A 24,265-nucleotide genomic window follows, 5' to 3' on the forward strand; every position below is an offset into this window, starting at 1 on the left:
GAGATTTTATATGTAATATCAGTGTGATATTGTCTTATGTTGATGTTTTTAGCCGTATTCTTAAAAAGGCGCTTCAAAAGCGCGGCGCTTTAATTATTTCTTTTTTATCAAGCGATTGCGTGTCGGTATTGAAGTATTTGTGTGTCGCGAATTAACCGCGAAAACGCATCAACCAACCCAAGGTTGCATCTGTATCTCCGCCGGGTTTGTATTCGGCACCCAAAGGCGTAGGCCAATCCGCAAGGGCTTCAAACACGTGGGAATAGTCGACTTCTCCGTGATCTGGCGCACCCCGACCTGGGACAGAGGCGAATTGGATATGCCCAATGATCGGGGCAAGGTCTGCAAGGCGGGTGGTCAAATCGCCTTCGGTGCGACCAACGTGATAGCAATCAAACATCAGTTTAAGGTTCGGCTTGTTAACCTCTGCGATGATCGCGCGGGCTTGGTCTGTGGTCTGCAAGAAATAGCCGGGCGCGTCGTGGCGGTTTAGCGGTTCGACCAAGATGGTTCTGTCGGTCGCCGCGCAGGCAAAGCGCAGGTTTGATACAAAGGTCGCGTGTGCGTCCGCACCGCTGGCAAAACCACACATTACATGGATTGCGCTTGCGTTGATTGTGTCTGCGTATTCGATGGCTTGCGTGATCGCGTCTTGGGCTTCGGTTTCTCGCCCCGACAAGGCTGCAAGCCCGTTTTCGCCGCCCACAACGTCACCGCGCCGCGTGTTCAAGCCCAACATCGACAGGCCCGTGGCGTCAAGCGCGGCTTTGACGTCGCTCGCGGGTGTGTCGTAGGGCCAGTGGCACTCGACCGCGTCAAATCCGGCGGCCTTGGCGGCATGGATGGCATCAGGCAAAGGCCGGTCTGCCCAAAGGAACCCAAGGTTGGCAGAGAACTTCATGTGCTTTCCCCCGGCAGCGTCAGCCCGGCATTGCGGGCATAGACTTTGGCAACGGCGGCGTCATCTTCGCCCCCCAATCCCATGCCTGCGGCGGCGATGAATTGTTGCAAGGCCGCGGCGGTTACGGGCGCGGAAAAATTGGCCGACTTGGCGATATCCAAAACGATGCCAAGGTCCTTGGGCCAGATGTTGACTGAACTGTGCGGCGTGTAATCCCCGGCCACGATGTGCGGCGCGCGGTTTTCCAACATCCAAGAAGAGCCAGCGCATTTGCTGATCACCTCGACAAATTGCGCGGGGTCCACGCCTTGGGTCATGCCAAAGGTCAATGCCTCGGCCATGGTGGCGATGTGCACGCCCGCCAGCAATTGGTTCACAGCCTTCATCGCAGATCCGGGGCCTGCTTGGTCGCCAAGTTCAAAAACGGTGGTGGCCGTTGCATCCAAAACGGGGCGGGCGGCGGCAAACGCGGCGGGTGTGCCCGCAGCCATGACAGACAACGCACCCTGAGCTGCCTTGGCTGAACCGCCCGAAATTGGCGCATCAAGGTAATGTACGCCGTGCGCTTGGCAACGTGCTTCCATGTCCTTTGCAAATTCCGGCGGAACGGTGGCGCAGGCCACAACAACAGACCCTTTGCGCATGTTGGGTACAACGCCGTCAGAGCCAAACAACACGGCCTCTGTTTGGGCGGCGTTGAGTACCACAACAAGGACGGCATCAAGGTCCGGCGCGATTTCGGCAAGTGCGCCCGGCGCCCCACCTTCGGCAGCAAAACGTGTCATCTGCGCCTGCGCGATGTCAAATCCATAGGTGGTATGCCCAGCGGCAAGACAGGATTGGGCAATGCCGTAGCCCATGGACCCAAGGCCGATAACGGCGCTGCAGTTGGGAGTGGTCATAGGGCGATCCTTTATTGTGTGACGCCGCAGTGTTGAGCAATGAAAGGCCAAAGCACAAGGGGGCGTGGTCTTGTCTTTCGGGCGCGTGCTGAGTCACGATAGGCAAAATGGACGCAAGAGGGCGGAATGGCAGAGACGAGTGTAAGTCCTAAGGCTGAAAAAGCCTGTTGTTTGCCAGCGCGGGTTGGCGGCGATGGGGCCGTTGCGATCCGTGTGAGGCTAAGGGAAAAGGCGCGACCTGAAACAGTCAACATTCCCGGTGGCACAGCTCTTGTCGGAACCAACACGCCGCATCTGCCTGTGGACGGCGAGGGGCCGCTTAAGTCCAAGAAAATCAAACCGTTCCGCATGGATATCACAGCCGTGACCAATGCGCGTTTTGCGGCCTTTGTGGAGGCGACGCATTACGTGACCGAGGCTGAGCGCCTTGGCGATTCCTTTGTCTTTATGAATTTCTTGCCCGATGATGCCCCCCCAACACAGGCGGTGGCAGGCACGGAGTGGTGGCGCGTTGTTCCGGGCGCGCATTGGCGTTGCATTCATGGCCCCGGTTCCGAAGACGCATGGCAGCCCGATCATCCGGTTGTGCATGTGTCATGGAATGACGCACGGGCCTTTGCCGCGTGGGCTGGCGGGCGATTGCCCACAGAGGTCGAATGGGAACACGCTGCGCGCGGCGGCCTTGGGGATGTGCCATTTCCATGGGGCGACGAGGCCCCCAATGACCGCGACTATTTCCCTTGCAACATTTGGCAGGGGCAGTTTCCGAACGCAGATCTTGGCCTTGATGGGTATCGCGGCACCGCACCTGCGCGGTCATTTCAACCTAATGGGTACGGGCTTTTTAATATGGTGGGCAATGTCTGGGAATGGACATCAGAGCCGTTCAAGGTGCGCTCGCTTAAGGCGTCAGCCAAACGTGCGCATGCAGGCAAGGCGGGGTATCGGTTGAACAAAGGCGGATCTTACCTTTGTCACATATCCTATTGCTTTCGATACAGAATTGCGGCGCGCAGTGGGTCTTCGCCTGATAGTTCCACTGGGCATCAGGGCTTTCGCCTAGTCTATGATGTTTGAGCGGCCCCTTAACCTGCGCGCCGGTCAAACACGGCCCTCAAGGCTTGCCTCGACCCACCGGGATATTCTGCAAAGAAGACACCGTCAGCAAGTTCTCCGCAGGCAAACAGGCTGGGAACTTTAGTCCCTTCGCGGTGCAACACGTTGCCAATTTCGTCGACTTTTAAGCCGTCATAGGTACGTCATAGGTAAAGGTGATGCCGCCCGTGACAGGGTAGGTGCGAAACGGGCCTTGAACGAGAGTTTCAAAAACGACCCATAGGTGCGTCAAGCAATAGTACTGCCCGTCAACAGCGACCCAAGGATCGCTGCGTTGAAAGATTTTGTCTCCCGCGCTGTAGCGGACGGCGTGGTCAAGGCACACTCGACCTTAGCCGTCCATATTTAGGGCGAAACGAACACCTCACCCGCCGCCAATGTGCGCGCTGTGAATGAGATCTGCGATTTTGATCACGATCCCCGTGTCGGTTTGGCCGTAATCCACCACCACCTCGATCTGCCCGGATGCATGTTTTAGCGTCGGTGTTGCAGGCACTACGTTCGGGATCGCGACCAACCCATCGGCCACGGTGCCGGGCGTTAATACGCACGAGGCCAAGCATTGCGCACCGGACACGGCCATGGTGGGATGGGTTTTCCACGGCATAAAGTAGGACGTCGCAATTGTGCCCCCGGCGGATGCCGGGGCGCGCGATGACCATCGGCATGGCGACGACTGTGCAGGTGGCGTCGATCTGCGCATCGTTGCCGTAATGGACGTGTCCGCCTGGGGTCTGAAGGTGGACGATCACGTGCGCCTCGGTGTTTACGGCGCGGATGTTGATGGTCGTTTCACCCTCTCGAAAGTCAATCAGCTCCATCGCGATCAGTACCTTTGCCAAGGTATCAAGGTCTTCTGGCAGGTCCGCGCGATTCAGGTAGGACCCGCGCGAGGTGCCGCCGCGCATCAAAAGATATGGGATTGCGGCCTGCGTCATGAGAAGGGTCACGGTAGGTTGATGTATTCCTGCAAAAGACCGGGCGGGAAATCGCGGTTCAGTAGCCACGCCATGCCATCGATAAACGCGATGCCCAGGCCCGAATAGGCGGTTGAGAACACCAGCCCGACCTTGGCGCGCAGCATCATGAAGACAAACAGGAACAGCGCGAGTGCGATGATGGAGCCCAAAATGGAAGTCAGCAGCAAAAGCCTGAGAACTATATTAATGTGGACCACATTCGATAGGCGGCATCCGCATACACGCTGTTCTTTTCAAGGTCGGTAAAGATCGTGTCGATTCCCGGATTTAACATCATGCGTGCGATCAAGAATGCGCAACCCAACAAACTGACGCTCGCCACAAACATCGGGAATACCCGGACGCGGCTAAAACTGGGGATCGAGACCGCGTCAAACAGTGCGAAGGTGATACCACCGGAGGCCGGGATGCAGATCAGCGTGCCAACCATATTGGCCAGTGCCAACAACCACACGACAGCATAGGTGATATAAAGGTTGTTTGTCAGCATGGCCGGGCCGATTTCGATTTGGCCTGACCCCAGCAGTGCAATCGCACCGATAAAGATGGCCATGGACCCCGGTCCGGGGATGCCGAACAGCAGGGTCGGGTCCAGCCCGCGGCCTTCTTTGGCGTTGTTCGCACTTTCTGGTCCGATCGCGCCGCGCACGTCGCCTTTACCGAAATTGGACCGATCCGACGTGGTTTGCACCGCGTGCCTATAGGTGATCCAGTCCACGACCGACCCGCCAAGGCCGGGATAACGCTTATGATAAAGCAACGCATCGACAAGCATGTGTTGGCGGCCCAATCCTTAACCCCGTCTATCCAGCCACCGCCCAGTTGCGGTGTGCCTGAAATTGCGCGGTCGCGGCGCAGTAATGAAGTGATTTCGGGGATAGCAAAGATGCCAAGGTCCACGATCACCAATTTTAGACCGTAGGTGAGATAAGGAAAGTCATAGGATGATATGCGCAGATCGCCTGAGGACGCACTTTCGCGGATGATGCCGACAAGCATGCTAAGGCCTGCGGCCACGATGCCCGTGATCGCGACGCGCCCTGCAAGTATGCCAACTATGGACAGACCGAAGATAGTGATCATCAATAGTCCTGGCGTGCGGAATTTCTGCACGATGGGGTCGACGATCAGGATAAAGATGGTCAGGAAACTGGCCCCGACGATCCCGCCAAACAGCGGCAGCAGACAACGCGCTCGCGGCCATGCCCTTCTTGGCCATAGGATAGCCATCCAACACTGTGGGTTGGGACGCAGACGATTCCGGTATTTCCATCAAAAACGGAAATAAAGATGTCAGAGGTCGGCACAACGGCCACCATCCCGATTATCAGGGCAAGGCCCAAAGCGTGTTCCATCCCGAACATGAAGGGCAAAAGCAACGATAGACCTGCGATGCCGCCCAGACCGGGAAAGACGCCGATGCACAGACCCATGACGACGCCCATGACCAGATAGCCCAAAACGACAGGTTGCAAGAAAAAGTTCCATGCATATTCGAACGCCGGCAGGGCCTCTAGGATAATTTCCATGATACGGAGACCCTCTTCGTTTGGTAAAACGCCACGCGAAAACCAGCAGGGTATTCCGAAAGCGAAAGGTTTAGTTCAACGAGACGCCGTATTTTTCCTGGAACCAATTCACAACGAACTCTTTGGCTTCGGGGCGCGCAGATGTGCGGCTTGCCATGGTTGTTGTCGCGGCTTCACCGGTCATCTGTGAATAGTTGCCCAAATATTGGCCCGAGATTTCGGCGAAGTCTGCGCGTGCTTTGATCCCTTGAAAGGCCTTTGTGTACGTTACGATTGCATCCTGCTGGCACCATTTGGCAGGAACACCATCTTTTGCACAGGGAACCGCGGGCGAATTCAATGCCACAGTCTGGCAAAGCGTGCAGGTGCGGGGCAGCTTTGTGGCCGATGCGGCGACGCGATCGTTTGCAATGATTGTGCTGTTGGTCATCAGCGTCGCGGTGGTGGTCTGGTTTGGGGTCGGGTAAGACCTGCACCCATTGTTAGACCTTGAAGATGCCATTGCCAAACGCTCTCCCGCGGAACTTGAGAGGATCCGCCGCCGCGTTCCGATTTAAGCCCAAGGGGTGGTTAACAAGCTTAACTCGCTGCTGGGTCGGACTTCGCGCAGGATCAGTTCTAAGGATGAATTCACTTCAAACGCGGCGCATCAGTTGCGCAACCCAGCGGCGGGGGTGTTGGCTTTGGTTGAGGCCGTTGAAAACACGCCTACGCCAGGAGGCGCAAAGGCACGCAGTGCCGAGTTGGTGCAAGCCGCGTGCGAAGCCAGCCACCTGACCGACAAATTGCTGCCGTTAGAGCGTGCAAGCGGTACAGATATGCGGCTGTCTGGTCGGGTTCTTGATTTCCAACATCTGATCCGTCAGGTGGGCGATGCCTATGTTGCCTCTGCTGTGACGGGGCATGTGCTGTGACGGGGCATGGGGGGCGTTATCTATGACATACCGACCAACCAGGTGTTGATCCGCGGTGAAGCGATCATTCTGCTCAAAACCATTTTGAACTTTTTGACCAACGCGGCAACTCATGGCGGGCCGGATCTAAGTATGATCACCCTAACGTTGCGGTGCGAAGGCGGGCAGGCTGTGTTGACGGTCATCGATGATGGTGTCGGTATTCCGGCAGAAAAGGACATCGATGCGATCAGCCGCTTTGGCCAAGCGGGCAGGGGGGCAGTGGGTTGGGGTTGCCAATTGTCGCGCGGGTAATCGAAAACTATGTTGGTTGGCTGGAGGTTTTGGATCACACAGCCGGGGCCTCGATCCGAATGTCATTACCTTTGGCGCAGAATGAGGCCAGCGCGTGTCCTTAACTGCGGTCAACGCCGTTTCTATAAGTCTTATCAACCGTAATCTAAAAAACAGTTGGCACCAAACGCGCTGGGCTGGCATAAACTGAGCTGGAGCAGCTGTGTTTCAGACTGTTCATACTGAAGACCGGACCTTGATCCGTCACTGCAACGGACTGCGATTTGGAGGCATTTCCATTTTCCATTCGTGCAGGATTTTACAAGTTCCACGGTTTTATTTGTCGCGCGTAAAGAAAACTCATGATTTTTTACGCAGCGGGGGAGTTTTGAGAGAGTGGCTATGTCGGAAACGCAAAAACCAGTGAAGCCGCGTATCGATACGATGGAGCATTTATCTGCTGCTATTGGTGTATCTCGTCCCACGTTATCACGCTATTTTCAGGATCCAGAGCGCGTCAGTCGCACATCCAGAGAGCGAATTGAGCAGGGCCTGGAGCGGGTTGAATACGTCCCGAACTTCTTTGCGACGCGGATGAACCGTGCATCGACCGGGATGATTGGGGTGATTATACCCTACCTGAATGACCTTTTCTTTTCGCGATTGCTGGAAGCGATTGAGTTGGCCGCCATGGAAGCTGGCTATAGTGTCATAACGAAATGCTCCCACTCAGACCCGGCGATCGAAGCGCGGGCGGCAGAGACATTTATGTCGATGAATGTGGATGGCGCGTTGGTGGCGCCACTGGGCAATCACAGCGATCTAACAGTGCACGAACGGCTGCGTTCGCGTCTACCATTTGTGATGGTCGACTCGCAGCCCGAGGTCATGACCGAAGTTGACTTTATTGGTACGGACCACATGCAAAGCACTGGTTTGGCGACTGAATATTTGGCACGTGTCGGCGGACCGCCTATTTTTTTGGCAATGCCTCGGGTGAACTTTAACGCGATGGCGCGCGAGCGCGCTTATGTCTCCAAGATGGAAGAGCTGGGCCTTGAGCCGGAAGTCATCGGCACGGAACTGATCAATGACCATTGGCATTTCGAGGCGCATGGCTTGGCCGTGTTAGATGCTGAGTTTTCCAAAGGGCGGTTTACGGATCGTTCCATCCTATGCGTGAACGACCGGGTTGCGATTGGCGCACTGAAGGCGGCGGCGGCCCATGGATTGGAGCCAGGCGCCATGCGCAAGGGTGGTTTGCGAATCGCTGGGCATGATGATTACCCGCTTTGCCCCTTTCTGACGCCGACTTTGACCACCGTGGCGCAGAACGTGGATGCGATAGGGGAGGCGGCCGTCACCTGTTTGATCGAAAACATCCGTGGCGAAAAATCGTCACCAGAACAGACTGTTAAGTTATTCGAAGGCGTAATGAAGATGCGCAATTCGGCATAGTTTGCCTAATAATGCTGCGTTGCAGCAACGAATTTCGATGTTTTGATTGACGAAACTGTCTTCCGCGTCGTAAATATGGACGCGTGTAAAAAAGGGAGGACATCAATGTCTATCATGAAAACACTGCTGACCACTGCGGTTGGTTTTGGCCTGACAGCGGGTATCGCCGCTGCTGACGGTCACGCGAAAGAATTGACAATTGCGATCGTGAACAACGGTCACATGATCAACATGCAAAAAGTTGCAGAAGCTTACACAGAAGAAACTGGTGTTGCTTTGAACTGGGTTTCGCTGGAAGAAGGCGTTCTGCGCGAGCAGGTCACATCTGACACAGCAACCGGTGGCGGCCAGTACGACATCATCAACATCGGCATGCAAGAAGCACCCATCTGGGGCGCAGCAGGCTGGATCGAACCACTTGAGTTCGGCGCAGACTATGACGTTGACGACATGCTGCCAGCAATGCGCAACGGTCTGTCCGCAGACGGCACACTCTACGCGGCACCTTTCTACGGTGAATCGTCGATGGTTATGTACCGCAAGGACCTGACCGACAAAGCCGGCGTAACAATCGCTGACAACGACAGCTGGGACAACATCAAAGCAGCAGCCGCTGCGATGCACGACCCAGACCACGGCGTCTACGGTGCCTGCCTGCGCGGTAAGCCAGGTTGGGGCGACAACATGGCGTTCATCACAACTGTTGTGAACTCCTTTGGTGGCGCATGGTTCGATGCTGACTTCAAACCGACGCTGGACAGCGACGAGTGGAAAGCAGCCATCAACTTCTACGTTGACCTGCTGGGCAACTACGGCCCTCCCGGCTCCGAAGGTAACTCCTTCAACGAGATCCTTGCTCTTTATAACGAAGGCAAGTGTGGCATGTGGATTGATGCGACAATCGCCGCTTCCTTCTTGGAAGTAGACGGTGTTGCATACGCTCAGTCGCCAAACGCTGGTAACCCAGTGGGCGCGAACTGGTTGTGGGCATGGGCAATGGCCGTACCTGCAGGCACCGAGAATGCTGAAGAAGCAAAAGCATTCATCGAGTGGGCAACGTCCAAAGAGTACATCAAAGCCGTTGGCAACCACCCAGACTTCGGTTGGGGTTCTGTTCCAACAGGTACTCGTGCGTCCACATATGAGATCCCTGAGTTCCAAGCAGTTGCTGGTTTTGCCGCTGCCGAGAAAGCAGCGATTGACTCTGCCGCACCTGAAGCGACTGACATCAAGCCATACGTAGGCGTTCAGTTTGCTGCGATCCCTGAGTTCCCAGAAGTGGGTTCCGCTGTTGCACAAGAAATGGCTGCTGCCCTTTCCGGTGCCAAGTCGGTTGACGATGCTCTGGCCGCTGCTCAAGCTGCAGCCGCTGCGATCATGACCGAAGCTGGCTACTAAGTCAGACTTTTAGGGGAAAGGCCCGGCTTGTCCGGGCCTTTCACTTTTCTAAACGCTAAAAACTACCATTAAGTTTTCGCATCACGCCCATCTGCTTTGGTTAATACCCAACTGACGGTGGTACGTGGTATATTGCGACTCTTCACTTAGTTCCGTTCACCCTGCTGAAAGTCTGAAATCATGGCAAATAGAACGATCCCCCGCTTACTCCAAACACCCGCGGTTTTACTGCTTTTAGTTTGGATGCTTGTGCCTTTAAGCATGACGCTTTTCTTTTCATTTATTCGCTACGTGTTGAACAGCACGCGTAGACCTGAATGGACCACACCCTCTTTTGATAACTGGAGGGGATTTGGGAACTTTCAGTTTGTCTGGAACAATGACAGCTTTTGGCTGGCTATCCAGAATAGCTTGATCATCGTTTGTAGCATTCTGTTCTTAACTGTTATTTTGGGTGTTCTGATCGCCGTGCTGGTCAACCGAACCTTTGTTGGGCTTGGTATCGTGCGCGTGCTCTTGATCTCACCCTTCTTTGTAATGCCAGCGGTGAACGCGGTTTTGTGGATCAACATGATCCTTGACCCCGTTCTGGGCCTTCAGGGTATTGCAGTTGGCAGTATCAATGATCTGATCTCAGGGCTTCAAAGCGCGCCTCTTGTCGGCGGCTTCTTCTCGCTCTGGCCTGAATTTAGCCCCGTGTCGTTCCGTGCAACGCAGACGTCTTCCATTGCCGTTATCATGATGGTGACATGGCAGTGGACCCCGTTCGCTGTACTGATCTTTATGACGTCGCTGCAATCAGAGGACCAACAACAAAAAGAGGCCGCCATTTTGGATGGTGCCAGCAAGTGGTCACAGTTCCGCTTTTTGACACTGCCTCACCTTGGGCGCCCGATTGCGATTGTTGTGATGATCCAAGCGATTTTCCACCTGTCTTTGTACGCGGAAATCGAAATCGTCAGCCGCGGTAACGGGAACAAAAACCTGCCGTATCTGATTGGGGAACTCTCCAACAACAACATCGGTGCTGCAAGTGCCACGGGCATTTTCGCCGTCATCCTCGCCAACATCGTTGCAATCTTCTTGCTGCGCATGGTTGGCAAGACACTCATGGAATAGGGGACGCATCATGGCAATTGTTGCAGAAACCACCAAATTCTCCAAAGTCGCATGGCCTGTATTGGCTTGGGTTGTGGCGCTGGTCTTTTTCTTCCCGATCCTCTGGATGGTTGTGACCAGCTTTAAAACCGACGCGGATGCGGTGAAGCCAGAATTCTTGATCTGGTTCACGCCGACGTTGGAAAACTACGTCAACATGACCGAAAACTATGACTATTTTCGCTTTGCGCGCAATTCGATCATCACCTCAGTCTCGGCCACTTTGCTGACGCTGATCGTGGGCGTACCCTGTGCTTATGCGATGGCGTTTGATCCCAGCCGTGGCACCAAGGACATTCTGATGTGGATGCTGTCCACCAAGATGCTTCCTGCGGCGGCTGTGCTGTATCCAATGATCTTTTTGGCCAAAAGCCTTAACTTGTTCGATACGCACTTTCTGATCATCATTGTGTTGACGCTGATCAACCTGCCAATCGTGATCTGGATGCTGTTCACCTACTTCAAGGATATCCCCAAGGACATCATCGAAGCCGGTAAAATGGACGGTCTGACCACATGGGGCGAAGTGCGCGAAATCCTCGTACCTCTGGCTTGGGGCGGAATTGCATCCACTGCTTTGCTGGCCTTTATCTTCTGCTGGAACGAAGCCTATTGGACTGTGCGTCTGACCACCATCGACGCTGCGACCTTGTCCAAGCTGATCGAAGGTAACCGTGCACCCGAAGGCCTGTTCTTTGGACGACTATCTGCGGTGTCTACCGCTGCCGTTGGCCCCATCGTCGTGTTGGGCTGGTTCTGTCAAAAACAACTTGTCCAAGGCTTGACCTTCGGCGCCGTGAAATAAGGAACAACGAGTATGGGACGTATCCAACTTGATAAAGTGAACAAGGTGTTTGGTGACGTTGAAGTCATCCCACCATTGGACCTATCCATCGAAGACGGCGAATTTGTCGTATTCGTTGGGCCATCGGGCTGCGGCAAGTCAACTTTGCTGCGGATGATTGCGGGTCTCGAAGATCTGTCAGCAGGCGCCATTCAAATCGACGACGAAGATGTCACCGAAGTGCCGCCATCTAAACGTGGTCTGGCGATGGTGTTCCAATCCTACGCTTTGTATCCACACATGACTGTTCGCAAGAACATCGCGTTTCCAATGCGGATGGCTGGGATCGCTCAAGACATTCAGGACGCCAAGATTGACGCGGCTGCCAAGTCGCTGAACCTTGCCGACTATCTGGATCGCAAACCGGGTCAATTGTCTGGTGGTCAACGCCAACGTGTGGCCATTGGCCGTGCCATTGTGCGTGAACCATCGGCGTTCTTGTTTGACGAACCTTTGTCGAACCTTGATGCCGCCCTGCGTGTTGGCATGCGCCTTGAGATCATGGAACTGCACAAGAAGCTTGCAACCACCATGATCTATGTGACCCACGACCAGGTTGAGGCTATGACCATGGCCGACAAGATCGTTGTGTTGCAGGCTGGTGTGATTGAACAGGTCGGCAGCCCGCTTGATCTGTACCATGCGCCACGCAACAAGTTTGTGGCTGGTTTCATTGGCTCGCCTAAAATGAACCTGATCGAAGGTCCAGAGGCTGCCAAGCATGATGCCACCACCATCGGCATCCGTCCCGAGCACCTGTCTGTGTCAAAAACAGAAGGTATGTGGAAGGGAACTGTCGGTGTGGCAGAACATCTTGGCTCTGACACGTTTATCCACGTGCACAACACGGGTCTGATGGACATGATGACAGTGCGCATCAGCGGCGATATTGCCGCCTCTCATGGCGACGACATCTATCTGACGCCAGACATGGAGCGTTTGCACCGCTTTGGCGCGGACGGTCTGCGCATCGCATGAAACGACTGGACGGCAAGTCCGCCCTGATCACGGGCGCCGCGCGCGGGATCGGGCGCGGTTTTGCTGAGCGTTACATCGCCGAAGGCGCGACCGTTGCGATTGCTGACATCGACTATGATGCTGCGAAAGCAACGGCTGATGGTTTGGGTGATGCGGCCTATGCCGTACATCTTGATGTGTCTGATCAGGCCAGTATCGATGCCTGTCTTGCGTCCGTCGTGGCGCAAGCAGGTAAGCTGGATATCTTGATCAACAATGCGGCTTTGTTTGACGCTGCACAAACTGTGGATATCACGCGCGGCAGCTTTGACTCGCTTTTTGCAGTCAACGTGGCGGGCACCTTGTTCACTATGCAAGCCGCCGCCAAGCAGATGATTGGCCAAGGTCACGGCGGTAAGATTATCAACATGGCATCCCAAGCGGGCAGGCGGGGCGAAGCACTTGTGCTTGTTTACTGCGCGACCAAGGCGGCTGTGATTTCGATGACGCAATCGGCAGGGCTGAACCTGATCGATCACGGCATCAACGTGAATGCCATCGCGCCCGGCGTGGTGGACGGCGAACATTGGGCCCATGTGGATGCGATGTTTGCCAAGCTGGAAGGCAAAGCGCCTGGCCAGAAAAAAACCGAAGTCGAGGCGGGCGTACCTGCGGGCCGTTTTGCCGTTCCCGACGATTTGACTGGGATGGCGGTATTTCTCGCCTCTCCGGATTCCGATTACATCGTGTCGCAGACGTATAACGTCGACGGCGGACAGTGGATGAGCTAATGATCCTCAATCTAGAAAACCTTGCCAACCTGCCTGAAGGCGTGCGCGGTCCAAACTATAACCGCGCGGCACTGTCTGCGGGCATTGTGCATATCGGGCTGGGCAACTTTCACCGCGCCCACCAAGCATGGTACCTGCATCGCCTTATGGACACAGGACAGGCGCACGACTGGGCCATCGTTGGCGCAGGTGTACGCGCCGCCGACGCCGCGCAACGCGAAAAATTGCTGGCACAAGACTGCTTGACGACTTTGGTCGAACTGGACCCGTCGGGTAAATCCGCCGAAGTGACCGGGTCGATGATCGATTTTGTACCGGTGGCCGAAAATAACGAACCGCTTGTCACGCAAATGGTCGACCCTGCGATCCGCATCGTGGCGTTGACCGTGACCGAAGGTGGCTATTACCAGACCGCAGACGGCGCGTTGGACACTGAACATGCTGACATCCAGCACGATGCCGCCAACCCCGGCGCCCCTCGGACCGCCTTTGGCGCGATCATCGCAGCACTTAAGCTGCGCCGCGCGGCGGGCACAGGCCCCTTCACCTGCCAAAGTTGTGACAACCTGCAAGGCAACGGCGACATCCTACGAGACGTCATTCTGGGACTATCGGGCATGAGCGACGCAGGCTTGGCCGATTGGATCCGTCAAAACGTGACCTTCCCCAATTCCATGGTGGATTGCATCGTTCCAGCGACGGGACCCAATGAGCTGATGCTGGCGCGCGGCTTCGGTCTTGAGGACAACGTCCCTGTTACGCACGAGAACTTTCGCCAATGGGTGATTGAAGACAAGTTTTGCGCAGGCCGCCCCGATTGGGACAAAGTCGGCGCGACCTTTACTCATGATGTGCATGCATTTGAGTCGATGAAGCTACGCTTGCTAAACGCAGGCCACCAGATCATCGCCACTCCCGGTGAATTGTTATCTTTGGATACCATCGCAGACAGCATGGCCAACCCATTGATTGCTGCGCTGTTTCACAAAGTCGAAGCAGATGAAATCGCACCGCACGTCACCGCTGTGACGGGTATGACGCCGCTTGACTACGTCGAGCTGATCCAAGGCCGTTTTGCCAATCCCGAAATCCGTGACACAACGCGCCGCGTCGCCTTTGACGGGTCTTCTCGCCATCAGGGGTTTCTACATCCCATAATCCGCGACGCTATTGCAGATGGCACGGCACTGGACGGCTTGGCACTCGTCGAAGCACTTTGGGCGCGGATGTGCGCAGGGACACGCGAAGACGGCAGTCAGATTGAGCCCAACGATCCATTCTGGGATGACCTTGTCAAAACTGCGCAGGCTGCCAAAACGACCCCGCAAGATTGGTTGGCCCAAGAACAGTTCTATGGCGACCTTGGCCAAGACCAACGGTTTTCAAACAGGTTTGCGCATTGGCTGAGCCTGGTTTGGGATCAAGGCACTGAAGCGGCGCTTCGAAGTTATCTAGAAAGCTGAAGCTGGGTCTATGTGCCGTCCTATCAGGTGTGATGGGATGGTTTGCTATTCCTGTATGATTTTTGGTCGTGGGCGCCCTTTTTATTGACGGATTTTCCGGATTTGGATCTTCACCTTACGTTTGTCGTGCGAGGCCTTTGTTCATCCACGTGATCGATGGCAATGCGGTGTTTTGTGCGTAAGGTCGGCGCGCGCACCTGACCCATGCGTCGTTGAGAAGCGGGGGGAAGCGAAAATATGGACGAACTGAACCAGGGTGCCAATTGCCTCAAGCAAGATTGCAGGCCCAGAGGACGAGCCGTTTAACACTCATGACGCGGGCTGCTCGTATGCCGCATCCGCTGTCTGATGTCAGCGCTTATCGCTCAGGTGGTCGAGATCACTGCCCAGCGCCTGTATGAGTTGAGGGAAATGGAAGATGCCTGCTCCCGTGAGGTGAAAGCTCTGGGGACGCTCAAGGTAGCAGCTCAGGGTGCCTTGGAGAACCTGCGGGGGGCAGCATGAAGGACACTCAGAGTGTGCAGATACAAGGAGTGCATTTTGCACAGGTAAGGCTTAAGGATATCGAAGAGCGCACTGACCTCATGCAGTTCCGTGAGAGGTTGCAGGAACACCATGTGGCGGAACTGGTGGGCATCTTGAAGCAGGATCGTGAGCTGGATCCGGTGACGCTTTGGGAAGACCCTGAGACTGGCGCAACGGTCTTGGTCGATGGTCATCACCGTCTCGCTGCATACCGTCGGGCGGAATGGTCGAAGCCTATCCCGTCTCAGGTGCATCACTGCGACCGCAAGGCTGCACGTCTGCTGGCTATGGGGGAGAACGGGAAGGCACGGCTACAGTTCACGACGACAGAGAGGCGGAACGCGGCATGGGCGTTGGCATGCGATGGTTCTACGGATCAGTGGTTCTACAGCCGTGCTGAGGTCGCAAGCGCGGCTGGGCGCAAAAGGCAAACGCGCTTCGCTTATTGCCCCTCGAAGCCTGCCGATCGTGCGAAGCGGGGACGGCATTGCAACCTAATGTGGGCGTAATCGCGCTAAAGATGCATAGCTTTTAAAATCAAGTGCTTGCCAAGCCCGACAGTTATTGACACCCACGGATGTTATTGAGGAAGCTGTAACCACGAGAGACGTTTCCGCTCAGAGGGTTGCGCTCATTGGTGATTGCTGGAGCCCATGCGGAAATTTGACAAAAGGCTTCTTTTTTCTGCAACCGATCTCATGCGGTTTATGGGCTGCGCACATGCGATCGCGCTGGACTTGTTGCACCTGAGTGGGAAAGGGCCAACACAAGGCGAAGGTACTGATGATGCCGCCCTGCTGCAGAAGCAAGGCGATGCTCATGAGGCTGCTCATCTCGAGCGGCTGAAAACCGAAGGAAAAAGCGTCGTAGAGATCGAACGAGGAAGCTTGGCGCGGGATTCTGAAGCGACACGCGTTGCTTTGGAAGGCGGGGCCGAGGTGGTTTTTCAAGGCGCATTCCTGTCCGACAGCTGGGGTGGATGGTCCGATTTCCTCATGAGAGTGGAGCGCCCGTCTGCTCTCGGTGAGTTCAGCTACGAGGTCGCCGATACAAAACTCAAACGCCAACCGCATCCGAAGCACGTGCTGCAACTGGTTCTTTACTCCGATCTCTTGACCGAAATTCAGGGCGCTATTCCTGAGTTCGCACATGTCGAGTTAGGAACGGGTGAGCGTGCCACACTGCGGTTGGCGGACTACGCCCACTATGCGCGGGCTGCCAGGGCGCCTCGAGGCATTCGTGGCTAGCCCAACGTTCACCCGGCCTGTGCCCTGCGCTGACTGCAGTTTCTGTCGGTGGGCAGATCATTGCACAAGTGTCTGGAAACTTGAGGACAGCCTTTTCAACGTGGCAAATATCACGAAAGGGCAGGTCAAGAAGCTTGAGGCTGAGGGGATCACTACTATGGCGGATCTGGCGGGTCTTGCGGGTCTGGATCATCCTGTCCGAGGCATAACCGAGAATACGCGCCATCGCTTGTTCATTCAGGCGCGCCTCCAACACGCCCGCAAGACGGGAGAACCGGATTTTGAGTTGCGCGTGCCTGAGCCGAGCAAGGGTTTTGATCTGCTTCTAGAGCCACAGCCGGGCGATCTGTTCTATGACATTGAAGGCGATCCACATTACGAGGGCGGCCTTGAATACCTTCATGGGCTTTGGTTTGATGGGCAGTTTCTAGCCTTTTGGGGACATGATCATGCTGCCGAAGCGCGGGCTCTTGCGGAATTGTTGGCGTTCTTTCGCAAGCGGCTGGAGGAATATCCTCAAGCGCGCATTTATCACTACGCCCCTTATGAAATCACCGCGCTCAAGCGCCTGACCACAAAATACGGTATTGGTGAAGCCTTCCTTGACCGACTGCTGCGAGAACGCCGTTTCGTTGATCTGTTCGCTGTCGTTCGTGGGGGGCTGATCGGATCCGAAGCAAATTATTCGATCAAGTCGATGGAAGCCTTTTACGATCGCAAACGCGACGGAGAGGTTAAGACAGCAGGCGGTTCGGTCGTAGCCTACGAGAAATGGCGCGAGACGGGTGAGCAGCACATTTTGGACGAGATTGAGGATTACAACAGGATCGACTGCATCTCGACTGAGGAGTTGCGGAACTGGTTGGTTAGTATCCGCCCCGCAGGGCCATGGCCGCAGATGGGTCAGAACGCGGCATCCAAAGAAGTCGAAGAAGATGCCGAGACACAGGCTCTGCGCGCGAGCATCTCCGCATCTGGACTGCCGGAAAATCGGCAGGAGATGCTTTTCAATTTGGGCCTCTTCCACAGGCGAGAGGTCAAGCCTGCCCAATGGGCTGTGTTCGACAGCGCCGCCAAGGATGAAGACGATCTCATCGACGATCTGGACGCTATGGCTGGGCTGAAGGCGATTGGCCCTATTGAACTGGTCAAGCGTTCTTTTGCACGGCGCTACCGTTACCCTGAGCAAGAGATGAAATTGCGGGCTGGGAAGAGGGCCACAGTTCCAGTGTTCGACGGTTCTCCAGTGTCGGTTAGCATTGAGGATATGGATCGGAGCGCGCGCGAGGTCACGATCAAAGCGGGACCAGGTAAGAAGCACCTATTGGAGGGACGTCTCACGCTACATCCGGACTGGCCGCTGGATACCAAGGTGATTGGAGCCGCTCTACGCGACGTTATCGCCGATCAGTGTGGCCAGCGCGCCTACCGGGCAGTTGATGACCTACTATCCCGTGCAGCGCCGCGCCTGACCACCGGACTCCTTCAGCGGGTCACCGATCCTGTCGCAGGTACGATTGAAGCAGTAGGTGCCATGGACCAAACCGTTCTGCCGATCCAGGGCCCGCCAGGCACGGGCAAGACGTACATCACTGCTCGTGCGATCCTTTCACTTGTTCGAAAAGGTGCCCGCGTGGGCGTTGCGTCAAACAGTCATGAGGCCATTCGCAACGTGCTGATGGGCTGCCTGGGCGCGCTTGAAGACGAAGATCTTCCGATCACGCTCGATCTGGTACACAAGGTCTCGAACTCCGATGACGGTTATGCGGATGATTGCCCCATACAGCGAACCACAGATAATGGCGAAGCCGCAAGCGGTGGGCATGTCGTGGGCGGAACCGCGTTTTTTTTCGCCCGGGACGTGAATGTGCAAGCGTTCGACTGGCTGTTCGTCGATGAGGCAGGGCAAGTCGGCCTGGCCAACTTGTCCGCTATGGGACGCGCCGCGCGCAACATCGTGCTGGTTGGCGACCCACGTCAGTTGCCGCAGGTCATTCAAGGGGCGCACCCAAAACCCGCAAACCTGTCCTGCCTTGACTGGATGCTGGGGGATCATGCAACTGTGCCGCCCGACAGGGGCATTTTCCTACCCATTTCGCGCCGGATGCATCCCGATGTCTGCCAGTTCATCTCGGAACAAGTCTACGAAGGGCGATTAACGAGCCACACCGACGCAGCGCGTCAAAGTTTGTCGGGAACTTGCTATCCGCTCGCAGGAGCCTTTTGGATGCCTGTTCAGCATGAGGGCAATGCGCAGGTCGCCATCGAAGAGGTCGCGGCTATTCAGGCTACGATCGCCGAGTTGTTGTCGGGTAACTGGACTGACAAGGACGGTACGGAGCGACCGATGTGCCAGGCCGACATCATTGTCGTTGCTCCCTACAATGCGCAGGTGAACGCTCTCCGAGATGCGTTGCCCGACGGCATTCGTGTCGGCACGGTTGACAAGTTTCAGGGTCAGGAGGCACCGGTATGCCTCGTCTCTATGACGGCATCCACCGCTGAAGAGACGTCGCGCGGCATGGAATTCCTGTGCTCGCTCAACCGTATCAATGTAACCGTGTCGCGTGCCAAGGCCTTAGCGTTGGTCTTCGGCGCTCCGCGTTTGCGCGAGGCGAAATGCGACACAGTTGAACAAATGCAGCTGGTCAATACGCTTTGCGCATTGCAATGCTTTCAACCGGAACCAAAGAGATGATGAAAATGGACTGGAGCAGTTTCACAAACCGTATTTCAGAACTTGAAATAAAGAGAAAGCCATCAGCTAATCGCCGCGCAGTGTTTGAAATTATTCGAAATTCGAAATTGCAGCCAAACCCGCATTACGATGCAAGCCTATATCTCGGCCCTTTGATCGATCCGCAGGCCCGCCCGCTCTGCCTCGAATATACAAATGACCGTCCCAACTTATGGTTTCATGAGAGCCATGTGCCCGCTCTGCGCGGTGCGGGGCTCGATCCCAACAGGAAACCTCCGTCTGGAGAGGACAGCGAGGGTCGCCATAGCGGTCTTAAGTCGAAAGGCTTTCAGGACATCGATGCATGGAAGCTGGGTGATCTCGATCCAGATAGGGCTCGAGCTGCTTTAGTCGCTTTGGGACTAATGGGAGACATGCAACTCGACCCAAACGCCGTAAATCACTGGATTGACCGCCTGCGCCACTTCTTCCCCAATCTCGATCGCTTCGATCGTCCAGATCCGGCTTTTGATGAGGCGGAACGCGAGTACAAGCTTGCAACGATCCGTCGATTGCGTCCTGCTTTGGAAAGCGCACGCGATGAGGGCTCGATAGCACAAGCAGTCTTTGCCGCCGCGACCGACTCCAATAACCTGCTGGATTGGCGCACCAGCGAACCGCTCAGCGCAAAAAGCACTGCCGACCACGCGCTTCTTGATCCCGCCGTTGCCTCATTGGTGCGTGCTGCTCTTGCTTCACCCGAGGGACACGCTGAGGCACTCGACACATTCGCACGGATCTGGAGAGAGGCCGTGCCAAAAGGTACCGAAGACGCGGCACGACAGATCGGTGAGTTCCTCTTCTTCCATCTATGGCCGGAGAATGCGGTCTACATACGCCACACGGTTCGACAAGATCTTTGGCGCGAAGGCGTTGGAACACCATTTCCCAAGCACGAGACCCTTGCTCAGTCCTACACCGACGAGATGTGGTTCATGCATGCGGTTCGTCAGGCCTTCGAAGTGCGCGGCCTTGCCCCCCGCGATATGATCGACATTCAGAGTGCGTTGTGGGTCGTCCATAACTATACGATCGAGGAGCCCGACAAGAGCCAAACGCTTGATCGAGCCCGGATCGAAGCGGCAATGGATGCCCACGACAGCTACCGCAAGAACGGGTCGCATAGCGAAATCTTCAACGCCTTTGGCGAGCCACGAGATTATTGGGTGCGCTCATCGCGTGAACGCGAAAAACGCGTCTACCCGACCAAACCGCTGATTGGCTTTATTCTGAACAAGACGGAACTCAACGGTGGCTGGGGACAGAAAGCGGATGCAGCCGCACGTCTTCACAACGCTGGCTTCATCATCGTGGATCAAGACGATCAACCCATCGAGCGCCCTGAACGCTATAAGCACCTTATGGAAGGCGCTGACCGGATCAGGCTTTGCGCTCTGAACTATTTCATCGAGCCCGCACGGGAAAATACAGCACGGGAGATCTCTATCCGAGCTGGCGATCTCGCTGCCGCGATGGGGTTGAAGGACGCTTTTCCAAATATCTGCCAAGCGCTAGCCGGTGAAAAATTCCAGAATCTGGCGCAAGTGCCGCCGCCCATGAGCACAAAACCAAACCCAAGCAGCTCTACCATTTTTACTTTTACGCTCAATTCTCAACCGGAGGCGGACGCCGTGACCGACACAACCAAAGCACCAGTGCCTTCTGCAGTGAACTTGATCCTCTACGGCCCACCAGGTACGGGCAAAACCTATCGAACGGCATGGGAAGCAGTACGGCTTTGTTTGGGTGAGCAAATTGCATCCGGATTAAGGGGCAGCGATCAGCGAGCTGCATTGATGCGAGTTTATCGGAAGCTAGTCAGCGAAGGACGTATCGAATTCGTGACCTTTCACCAGTCGATGTCCTATGAGGAATTTGTCGAAGGGCTGCGGCCAACTACCGGAAATGACAATATGGAGAGCCCGGACGTAGGGGAAGCCAGTGCTGGCTTTCGTCTTGAATGTCATGATGGCATCTTCAAACGAATTTGCGAGATTGCGCGTCTGGATCCAGGAGCGAATGGGCAAGCGCAGCATCTTAATCGAAAGCACGGCATTTTTAAACTCAGCCTCATCGGTGCCGATTGGAAGGAGCAATTCTCTGCCGCCATACGCGACAATAAAATCTCTTGGGGATTTGGCGCGGGGATCGATTGGTCAGCGCCTCAGTATGAGGATTTTCAAGCAGTCAAACAGCAATGGCTGGAAAGCAACCCGGGAATCGACGGACGCGCAGCTGACATCAGCGGCACTTGGTATTTCAGGGGCGCTTTGGAGGAAGGAAGCTACGTTCTTCTCACAGTCGGCAAGAACTTGGCGGTCGCCTTGGGAAGGATCACCGGTGATTACGAATTCGATGCTAATTCAACTGGCGCACAACACGCTCGCCGCGTCGAGTGGATTTGGAGCGACGAACAAGGTGTGCAACGTTCAGAGTTCTATCCTCGTAGCTTCAGCGCTTTTCAGCCAATGTACGAACTTGCCCCGGATCGTATCGATTGGGACACTTTGGAAGAAATTACGTTCGATAGCGCGGCTCTTAAGGAGCCCAGTTCGGCCCGCAGTCATGTGCTCATCATCGATGAAATTAACCGGGCGAACATCTCGAAGGTATTCGGCGAACTGATCACGCTCCTTGAGCCTGACAAGCGGCTCGGGATGGACAATGAAATCCGCCTTACGCTTCCTTACTCGAAGAAATCGTTTGGGGTGCCTCAGAACCTGCACGTCATCGGTACGATGAACACGGCAGACCGTTCTATTGCGCTCTTGGACACGGCGCTACGCCGCAGGTTTGCTTTCCAGGAGCTGATGCCTAACCCGTCCGTCCTTTCGAAGAATGTGGAAGGCGTCAACCTTCAGAAGCTACTGGCTACGATCAACGAACGCATCGAGTATCTCTTCGATCGAGAGCACCAAATCGGTCACGCGTACCTCACCGGCTGCGAGACGCGTGTGGATGTCGAGAGCGCCATGCGCGACAAGGTGATCCCTTTGCTGGCGGAGTATTTTTATGAGGACTGGTCGAAGGTTGCGGCTGTTCTGGGTGACTCGGGACAAGGCCCTTCTCGGTTCCTTGACGCGAAACAAATTGCTGCCCCTGCGGGAATGGCCGAAGACGACTTCTCCGGCGATAAGTTGAGGTGGACTGTCAAAGACAGGTTCGACTTCTCGGAATTTGCAGCCTAATGCCTGCGTATACCTTGCGCGAATGGGAAACGCTGCCCCATGGTGAAGGGGATGGCTGTATTCCTGAGCACTTTGCCGGACGTCTTGCAGCACTGGCGAAGGCATCGGCTTTTGCAGGCAAGGGTGGTGGCGGTGTTCTCGAGGAGCGCCGTCATGACCTGCGGGCCCGAGGGGTCGTCGGAGTCTTGGCGACAGAAGGCTGCAGTCTTGAAATCCTTCCCAAGATCGACGTCGATCAACCGGGTGGCGAGCTGCTGCAGAACGCGGCCATTCGCAAACGCCTTGTTCACATGCTTGCGGTCGCGCTCGATCTCAAGATCGAAACGGGTCAGGTTACCGAACTCGACTGGCAGCGTGAAACCCTTTTGGAAATTCTTATTCGTATATTTTGCAACAAGCTTACTGATGCCGTTCGTCGCGGCATGCCGCGACGGTATATCGCCATGGAGGATGACCTCGCAGCCTTACGCGGCGCACTCGATCTGCCTCGTCAGTTAACGCGCCACGCGGCAAACCCCTCGCGGTTGGCGTGCAAATTTGATGAGTTGTCGGACGACATCGCGCTGAACCGCATTATGAAAGCAACCGTTGCGCATCTGTTCACAATGTCACGAAACCACAGCAACCAACAGCGCTTGCGAGAACTGGCCTTCGTCTATGCCGATATTACCGAAGTTTCTGTTCCCGCGTTGAAGTGGGACGAGGTCGTTATTGATCGGACTAACCGCGCATGGCGAGAGCTTTTCGAGATGGCACAACTGTTTCTCCGCAATCGCTATCAAACGACGAGCGCCGGTTCGGGCCGAGGGACGGCGCTCCTGTTCGAAATGAATGCGCTTTTCGAAGAGTATGTCGGTCGGTTGATCACACGCGCATTGGCAGGCACAGAGTATCGGGTTGCTCTTCAGGGCGGTAGGCTGTTTTGTCTGACATCGGTCGACGATGAACGCGCGGTGTTCCAGACGAAGCCAGATATCCTGATCCGGTATGCGGGACGGATTGTGCATGTGATCGATACCAAGTGGAAGCGGATTTCCTCGCGCATTGATGATCGCAAGCAAGGGGTTTCCCAAGCCGACGTCTACCAGATGATGGCCTACGCTCACCTTTACAAAGCCCCTCGTCTGACGCTGCTTTATCCGTATCACGGGGATCTTTCAGATGAGGAGGGCGTTCAGGCTCAATTTCGAATTTCGGGTCAGGAAACGATCATCGAGACCGCGAGTGTGGATGTCGCTAAAGGCGACAACATGATCGCCCGCTTGAGGAACATAATCGCCTTTCCCGCCCTGGCAGAGCCATTATCGAATGCCTGAAGCAGCCACATTATATTTGCGCGGGCACTCCCAATTTGAAAAAACGCTAAGGCTTCAACGAAACTTCTTTCCTATTTAGGACGACCGATAAGTCGTCCCTAATTTGGACCCACTGGTCTAGCGCAAGACCGTCAAACATTAAAAGGGCGATACGCTCTTCCCCAGAGTCACGGCGCATGGCCAGATAACGCGGCACATGCCCTCGAGCACGTCCGAGGTGATCGCGTCTTCTGTGTTCTGCGCGGCGACGGCAGGCAAGGTTCCGATCAGCGATATCAATGCGGCCGAGCCGAACCTAGTGCCAAAGCGGCTGTCGACAAAACCGGTCGTGCCGAAGCGACCCAGTTCATCGCCACCAAATGCGCTGATTTCAACAGTCTGGTTACTGGGAAGAATGATCCGGTCCCAAGCGATTGTTAAGTGGAACGGTAATCCCCCCATTTTTAATGGGGTCCAGCCGTAGAATTCAGGCGGCTGTTTTCAGTTTCATTGCGGGCGTCATGCCGCCGATGCCCATGTTGGGTCGCTCGTTGTTGTAAGTCCAGAGCCATTCTGTTGCTTGGTCTTG

Annotated in this window: 20 protein-coding genes and 4 pseudogenes; 15 read left to right on the plus strand and 9 right to left on the minus strand. The window is 55.6% G+C overall.

Annotated features, from left to right (window positions below; translation table 11 throughout):
* Positions 1–151: 151 nt before the first annotated feature.
* Both ABJF76_RS03660 and ltnD read right to left on the minus strand, forming a co-directional pair.
* The gene (locus ABJF76_RS03660) at positions 152–901 is read right to left on the minus strand and encodes a hydroxypyruvate isomerase family protein (RefSeq protein WP_413822367.1); all 750 of its coding nucleotides are present in this window, start codon (positions 899–901) and stop codon (positions 152–154) included.
* On the minus strand, positions 898–1,803 hold the full coding sequence (gene ltnD / locus ABJF76_RS03665; RefSeq protein ID WP_413822368.1) for an L-threonate dehydrogenase: 906 nt from the start codon (positions 1,801–1,803) through the stop codon (positions 898–900). Before ltnD ends, ABJF76_RS03660 begins: the two co-directional genes overlap by 4 nt.
* A 126-nt stretch (positions 1,804–1,929) precedes the next feature.
* On the opposite strand from ltnD, the gene ABJF76_RS03670 reads away from it, so the two are divergent.
* Positions 1,930–2,880 (plus strand): formylglycine-generating enzyme family protein, encoded by a 951-nt coding sequence (locus ABJF76_RS03670; RefSeq protein ID WP_413822369.1) that lies wholly within the window; start codon positions 1,930–1,932, stop codon positions 2,878–2,880.
* 8 nt (positions 2,881–2,888) lie between these two features.
* On the opposite strand, the pseudogene ABJF76_RS03675 reads toward ABJF76_RS03670, so the two are convergent.
* From ABJF76_RS03675 to ABJF76_RS03700, 6 genes and pseudogenes are all read right to left on the minus strand, one after another.
* Positions 2,889–3,047: pseudogene (locus tag ABJF76_RS03675) on the minus strand (tricarballylate dehydrogenase); the annotation flags it as partial.
* A 236-nt stretch (positions 3,048–3,283) separates the two neighbouring features.
* A complete protein-coding gene (locus tag ABJF76_RS03680; protein WP_413822370.1) occupies positions 3,284–3,526 on the minus strand; it encodes a hypothetical protein in 243 nt (80 codons plus the stop codon).
* A gap of 339 nt (positions 3,527–3,865) precedes the next feature.
* Entirely contained in the window at positions 3,866–4,048 is a 183-nt protein-coding gene (locus ABJF76_RS03685; protein WP_413822371.1) for a hypothetical protein, read from the minus strand.
* Positions 4,049–4,077: 29 nt separating this feature from the next.
* A pseudogene (locus tag ABJF76_RS03690) lies at positions 4,078–5,172 on the minus strand (tripartite tricarboxylate transporter permease).
* 16 nt (positions 5,173–5,188) lie between these two features.
* Positions 5,189–5,428 (minus strand): annotated as a pseudogene (locus tag ABJF76_RS03695) (tripartite tricarboxylate transporter permease); the annotation flags it as partial.
* 70 nt (positions 5,429–5,498) lie between these two features.
* Complete coding sequence (locus tag ABJF76_RS03700) at positions 5,499–5,858, minus strand: hypothetical protein (RefSeq protein WP_413822372.1); 360 nt, start codon at positions 5,856–5,858, stop codon at positions 5,499–5,501.
* A gap of 136 nt (positions 5,859–5,994) precedes the next feature.
* On the opposite strand from ABJF76_RS03700, the gene ABJF76_RS03705 reads away from it, so the two are divergent.
* The 14 genes from ABJF76_RS03705 (at position 5,995) to ABJF76_RS03770 (ending at position 23,697) form a co-directional block, all read left to right on the plus strand.
* A complete protein-coding gene (locus ABJF76_RS03705; protein ID WP_413822373.1) occupies positions 5,995–6,342 on the plus strand; it encodes a histidine kinase dimerization/phospho-acceptor domain-containing protein in 348 nt (115 codons plus the stop codon).
* A gap of 6 nt (positions 6,343–6,348) precedes the next feature.
* Positions 6,349–6,636 carry an ATP-binding protein gene (locus ABJF76_RS03710; RefSeq protein ID WP_413822374.1) on the plus strand — a complete coding sequence of 96 codons (288 nt, stop codon included), beginning with the start codon at positions 6,349–6,351 and terminating at the stop codon, positions 6,634–6,636.
* A gap of 381 nt (positions 6,637–7,017) precedes the next feature.
* Positions 7,018–8,073: a LacI family DNA-binding transcriptional regulator gene (locus ABJF76_RS03715; RefSeq protein ID WP_413822375.1), complete on the plus strand. Its 1,056-nt coding sequence runs from the start codon at positions 7,018–7,020 to the stop codon at positions 8,071–8,073.
* A 114-nt stretch (positions 8,074–8,187) separates the two neighbouring features.
* Positions 8,188–9,471: an ABC transporter substrate-binding protein gene (locus tag ABJF76_RS03720; RefSeq protein WP_413822386.1), complete on the plus strand. Its 1,284-nt coding sequence runs from the start codon at positions 8,188–8,190 to the stop codon at positions 9,469–9,471.
* A 411-nt stretch (positions 9,472–9,882) separates the two neighbouring features.
* Positions 9,883–10,590 carry a carbohydrate ABC transporter permease gene (locus ABJF76_RS03725; protein WP_413822376.1) on the plus strand — a complete coding sequence of 236 codons (708 nt, stop codon included), beginning with the start codon at positions 9,883–9,885 and terminating at the stop codon, positions 10,588–10,590.
* 10 nt (positions 10,591–10,600) lie between these two features.
* The gene (locus ABJF76_RS03730) at positions 10,601–11,434 is read left to right on the plus strand and encodes a carbohydrate ABC transporter permease (RefSeq protein ID WP_413822377.1); all 834 of its coding nucleotides are present in this window, start codon (positions 10,601–10,603) and stop codon (positions 11,432–11,434) included.
* A gap of 12 nt (positions 11,435–11,446) precedes the next feature.
* Positions 11,447–12,451, plus strand: coding sequence for an ABC transporter ATP-binding protein (locus tag ABJF76_RS03735; protein WP_413822378.1), 1,005 nt, complete (start codon positions 11,447–11,449; stop codon positions 12,449–12,451).
* Entirely contained in the window at positions 12,448–13,221 is a 774-nt protein-coding gene (locus ABJF76_RS03740) for an L-iditol 2-dehydrogenase (protein WP_413822379.1), read from the plus strand. Before ABJF76_RS03735 ends, ABJF76_RS03740 begins: the two co-directional genes overlap by 4 nt.
* Positions 13,221–14,684 carry a mannitol dehydrogenase family protein gene (locus ABJF76_RS03745; RefSeq protein WP_413822380.1) on the plus strand — a complete coding sequence of 488 codons (1,464 nt, stop codon included), beginning with the start codon at positions 13,221–13,223 and terminating at the stop codon, positions 14,682–14,684. The genes ABJF76_RS03740 and ABJF76_RS03745 overlap by 1 nt, the downstream gene beginning before the upstream one ends.
* A 500-nt stretch (positions 14,685–15,184) precedes the next feature.
* Positions 15,185–15,718, plus strand: a complete 534-nt coding sequence (locus tag ABJF76_RS03750; protein WP_348407841.1) for a ParB N-terminal domain-containing protein — start codon at positions 15,185–15,187, stop codon at positions 15,716–15,718.
* A gap of 144 nt (positions 15,719–15,862) precedes the next feature.
* On the plus strand, positions 15,863–16,456 hold the full coding sequence (locus tag ABJF76_RS03755; RefSeq protein ID WP_413822381.1) for a hypothetical protein: 594 nt from the start codon (positions 15,863–15,865) through the stop codon (positions 16,454–16,456).
* Positions 16,416–19,154 carry a TM0106 family RecB-like putative nuclease gene (locus ABJF76_RS03760; RefSeq protein WP_413822382.1) on the plus strand — a complete coding sequence of 913 codons (2,739 nt, stop codon included), beginning with the start codon at positions 16,416–16,418 and terminating at the stop codon, positions 19,152–19,154. Before ABJF76_RS03755 ends, ABJF76_RS03760 begins: the two co-directional genes overlap by 41 nt.
* A gap of 5 nt (positions 19,155–19,159) precedes the next feature.
* Positions 19,160–22,381, plus strand: coding sequence for an AAA family ATPase (locus ABJF76_RS03765; protein WP_413822383.1), 3,222 nt, complete (start codon positions 19,160–19,162; stop codon positions 22,379–22,381).
* Positions 22,381–23,697 (plus strand): McrC family protein, encoded by a 1,317-nt coding sequence (locus ABJF76_RS03770; RefSeq protein WP_413822384.1) that lies wholly within the window; start codon positions 22,381–22,383, stop codon positions 23,695–23,697. The genes ABJF76_RS03765 and ABJF76_RS03770 overlap by 1 nt, the downstream gene beginning before the upstream one ends.
* A 201-nt stretch (positions 23,698–23,898) precedes the next feature.
* On the opposite strand, the pseudogene ABJF76_RS03775 reads toward ABJF76_RS03770, so the two are convergent.
* Positions 23,899–24,117: pseudogene (locus tag ABJF76_RS03775) on the minus strand (TrbI/VirB10 family protein); the annotation flags it as partial.
* Positions 24,118–24,265 lie beyond the last annotated feature (148 nt).

This window comes from Tateyamaria sp. (genome assembly GCF_039940735.1).
In the GTDB taxonomy this organism is placed as follows: Bacteria; Pseudomonadota; Alphaproteobacteria; order Rhodobacterales; family Rhodobacteraceae; genus Tateyamaria.

Bases quoted from the DNA above. Each gene is read 5' to 3' on its own strand.
- ABJF76_RS03755 (WP_413822381.1), top strand. From the start codon at position 15,863: ATGCGGAAATTTGACAAAAGGCTTCTTTTTTCTGCAACCGATCTCATG.
- ABJF76_RS03680 (WP_413822370.1), bottom strand. From the start codon at position 3,526: ATGCCGTGGAAAACCCATCCCACCATGGCCGTGTCCGGTGCGCAATGC.
- ABJF76_RS03660 (WP_413822367.1), bottom strand. From the start codon at position 901: ATGAAGTTCTCTGCCAACCTTGGGTTCCTTTGGGCAGACCGGCCTTTG.
- ABJF76_RS03720 (WP_413822386.1), top strand. From the start codon at position 8,188: ATGAAAACACTGCTGACCACTGCGGTTGGTTTTGGCCTGACAGCGGGT.
- ABJF76_RS03700 (WP_413822372.1), bottom strand. From the start codon at position 5,858: ATGACCAACAGCACAATCATTGCAAACGATCGCGTCGCCGCATCGGCC.
- ABJF76_RS03760 (WP_413822382.1), top strand. From the start codon at position 16,416: ATGCGCGGGCTGCCAGGGCGCCTCGAGGCATTCGTGGCTAGCCCAACG.
- ABJF76_RS03770 (WP_413822384.1), top strand. From the start codon at position 22,381: ATGCCTGCGTATACCTTGCGCGAATGGGAAACGCTGCCCCATGGTGAA.
- ABJF76_RS03710 (WP_413822374.1), top strand. From the start codon at position 6,349: ATGGGGGGCGTTATCTATGACATACCGACCAACCAGGTGTTGATCCGC.
- ABJF76_RS03745 (WP_413822380.1), top strand. From the start codon at position 13,221: ATGATCCTCAATCTAGAAAACCTTGCCAACCTGCCTGAAGGCGTGCGC.
- ABJF76_RS03740 (WP_413822379.1), top strand. From the start codon at position 12,448: ATGAAACGACTGGACGGCAAGTCCGCCCTGATCACGGGCGCCGCGCGC.
- ABJF76_RS03730 (WP_413822377.1), top strand. From the start codon at position 10,601: ATGGCAATTGTTGCAGAAACCACCAAATTCTCCAAAGTCGCATGGCCT.
- ABJF76_RS03735 (WP_413822378.1), top strand. From the start codon at position 11,447: ATGGGACGTATCCAACTTGATAAAGTGAACAAGGTGTTTGGTGACGTT.
- ABJF76_RS03765 (WP_413822383.1), top strand. From the start codon at position 19,160: ATGGACTGGAGCAGTTTCACAAACCGTATTTCAGAACTTGAAATAAAG.
- ABJF76_RS03670 (WP_413822369.1), top strand. From the start codon at position 1,930: ATGGCAGAGACGAGTGTAAGTCCTAAGGCTGAAAAAGCCTGTTGTTTG.
- ABJF76_RS03715 (WP_413822375.1), top strand. From the start codon at position 7,018: ATGTCGGAAACGCAAAAACCAGTGAAGCCGCGTATCGATACGATGGAG.
- ABJF76_RS03750 (WP_348407841.1), top strand. From the start codon at position 15,185: ATGAAGGACACTCAGAGTGTGCAGATACAAGGAGTGCATTTTGCACAG.
- ltnD (WP_413822368.1), bottom strand. From the start codon at position 1,803: ATGACCACTCCCAACTGCAGCGCCGTTATCGGCCTTGGGTCCATGGGC.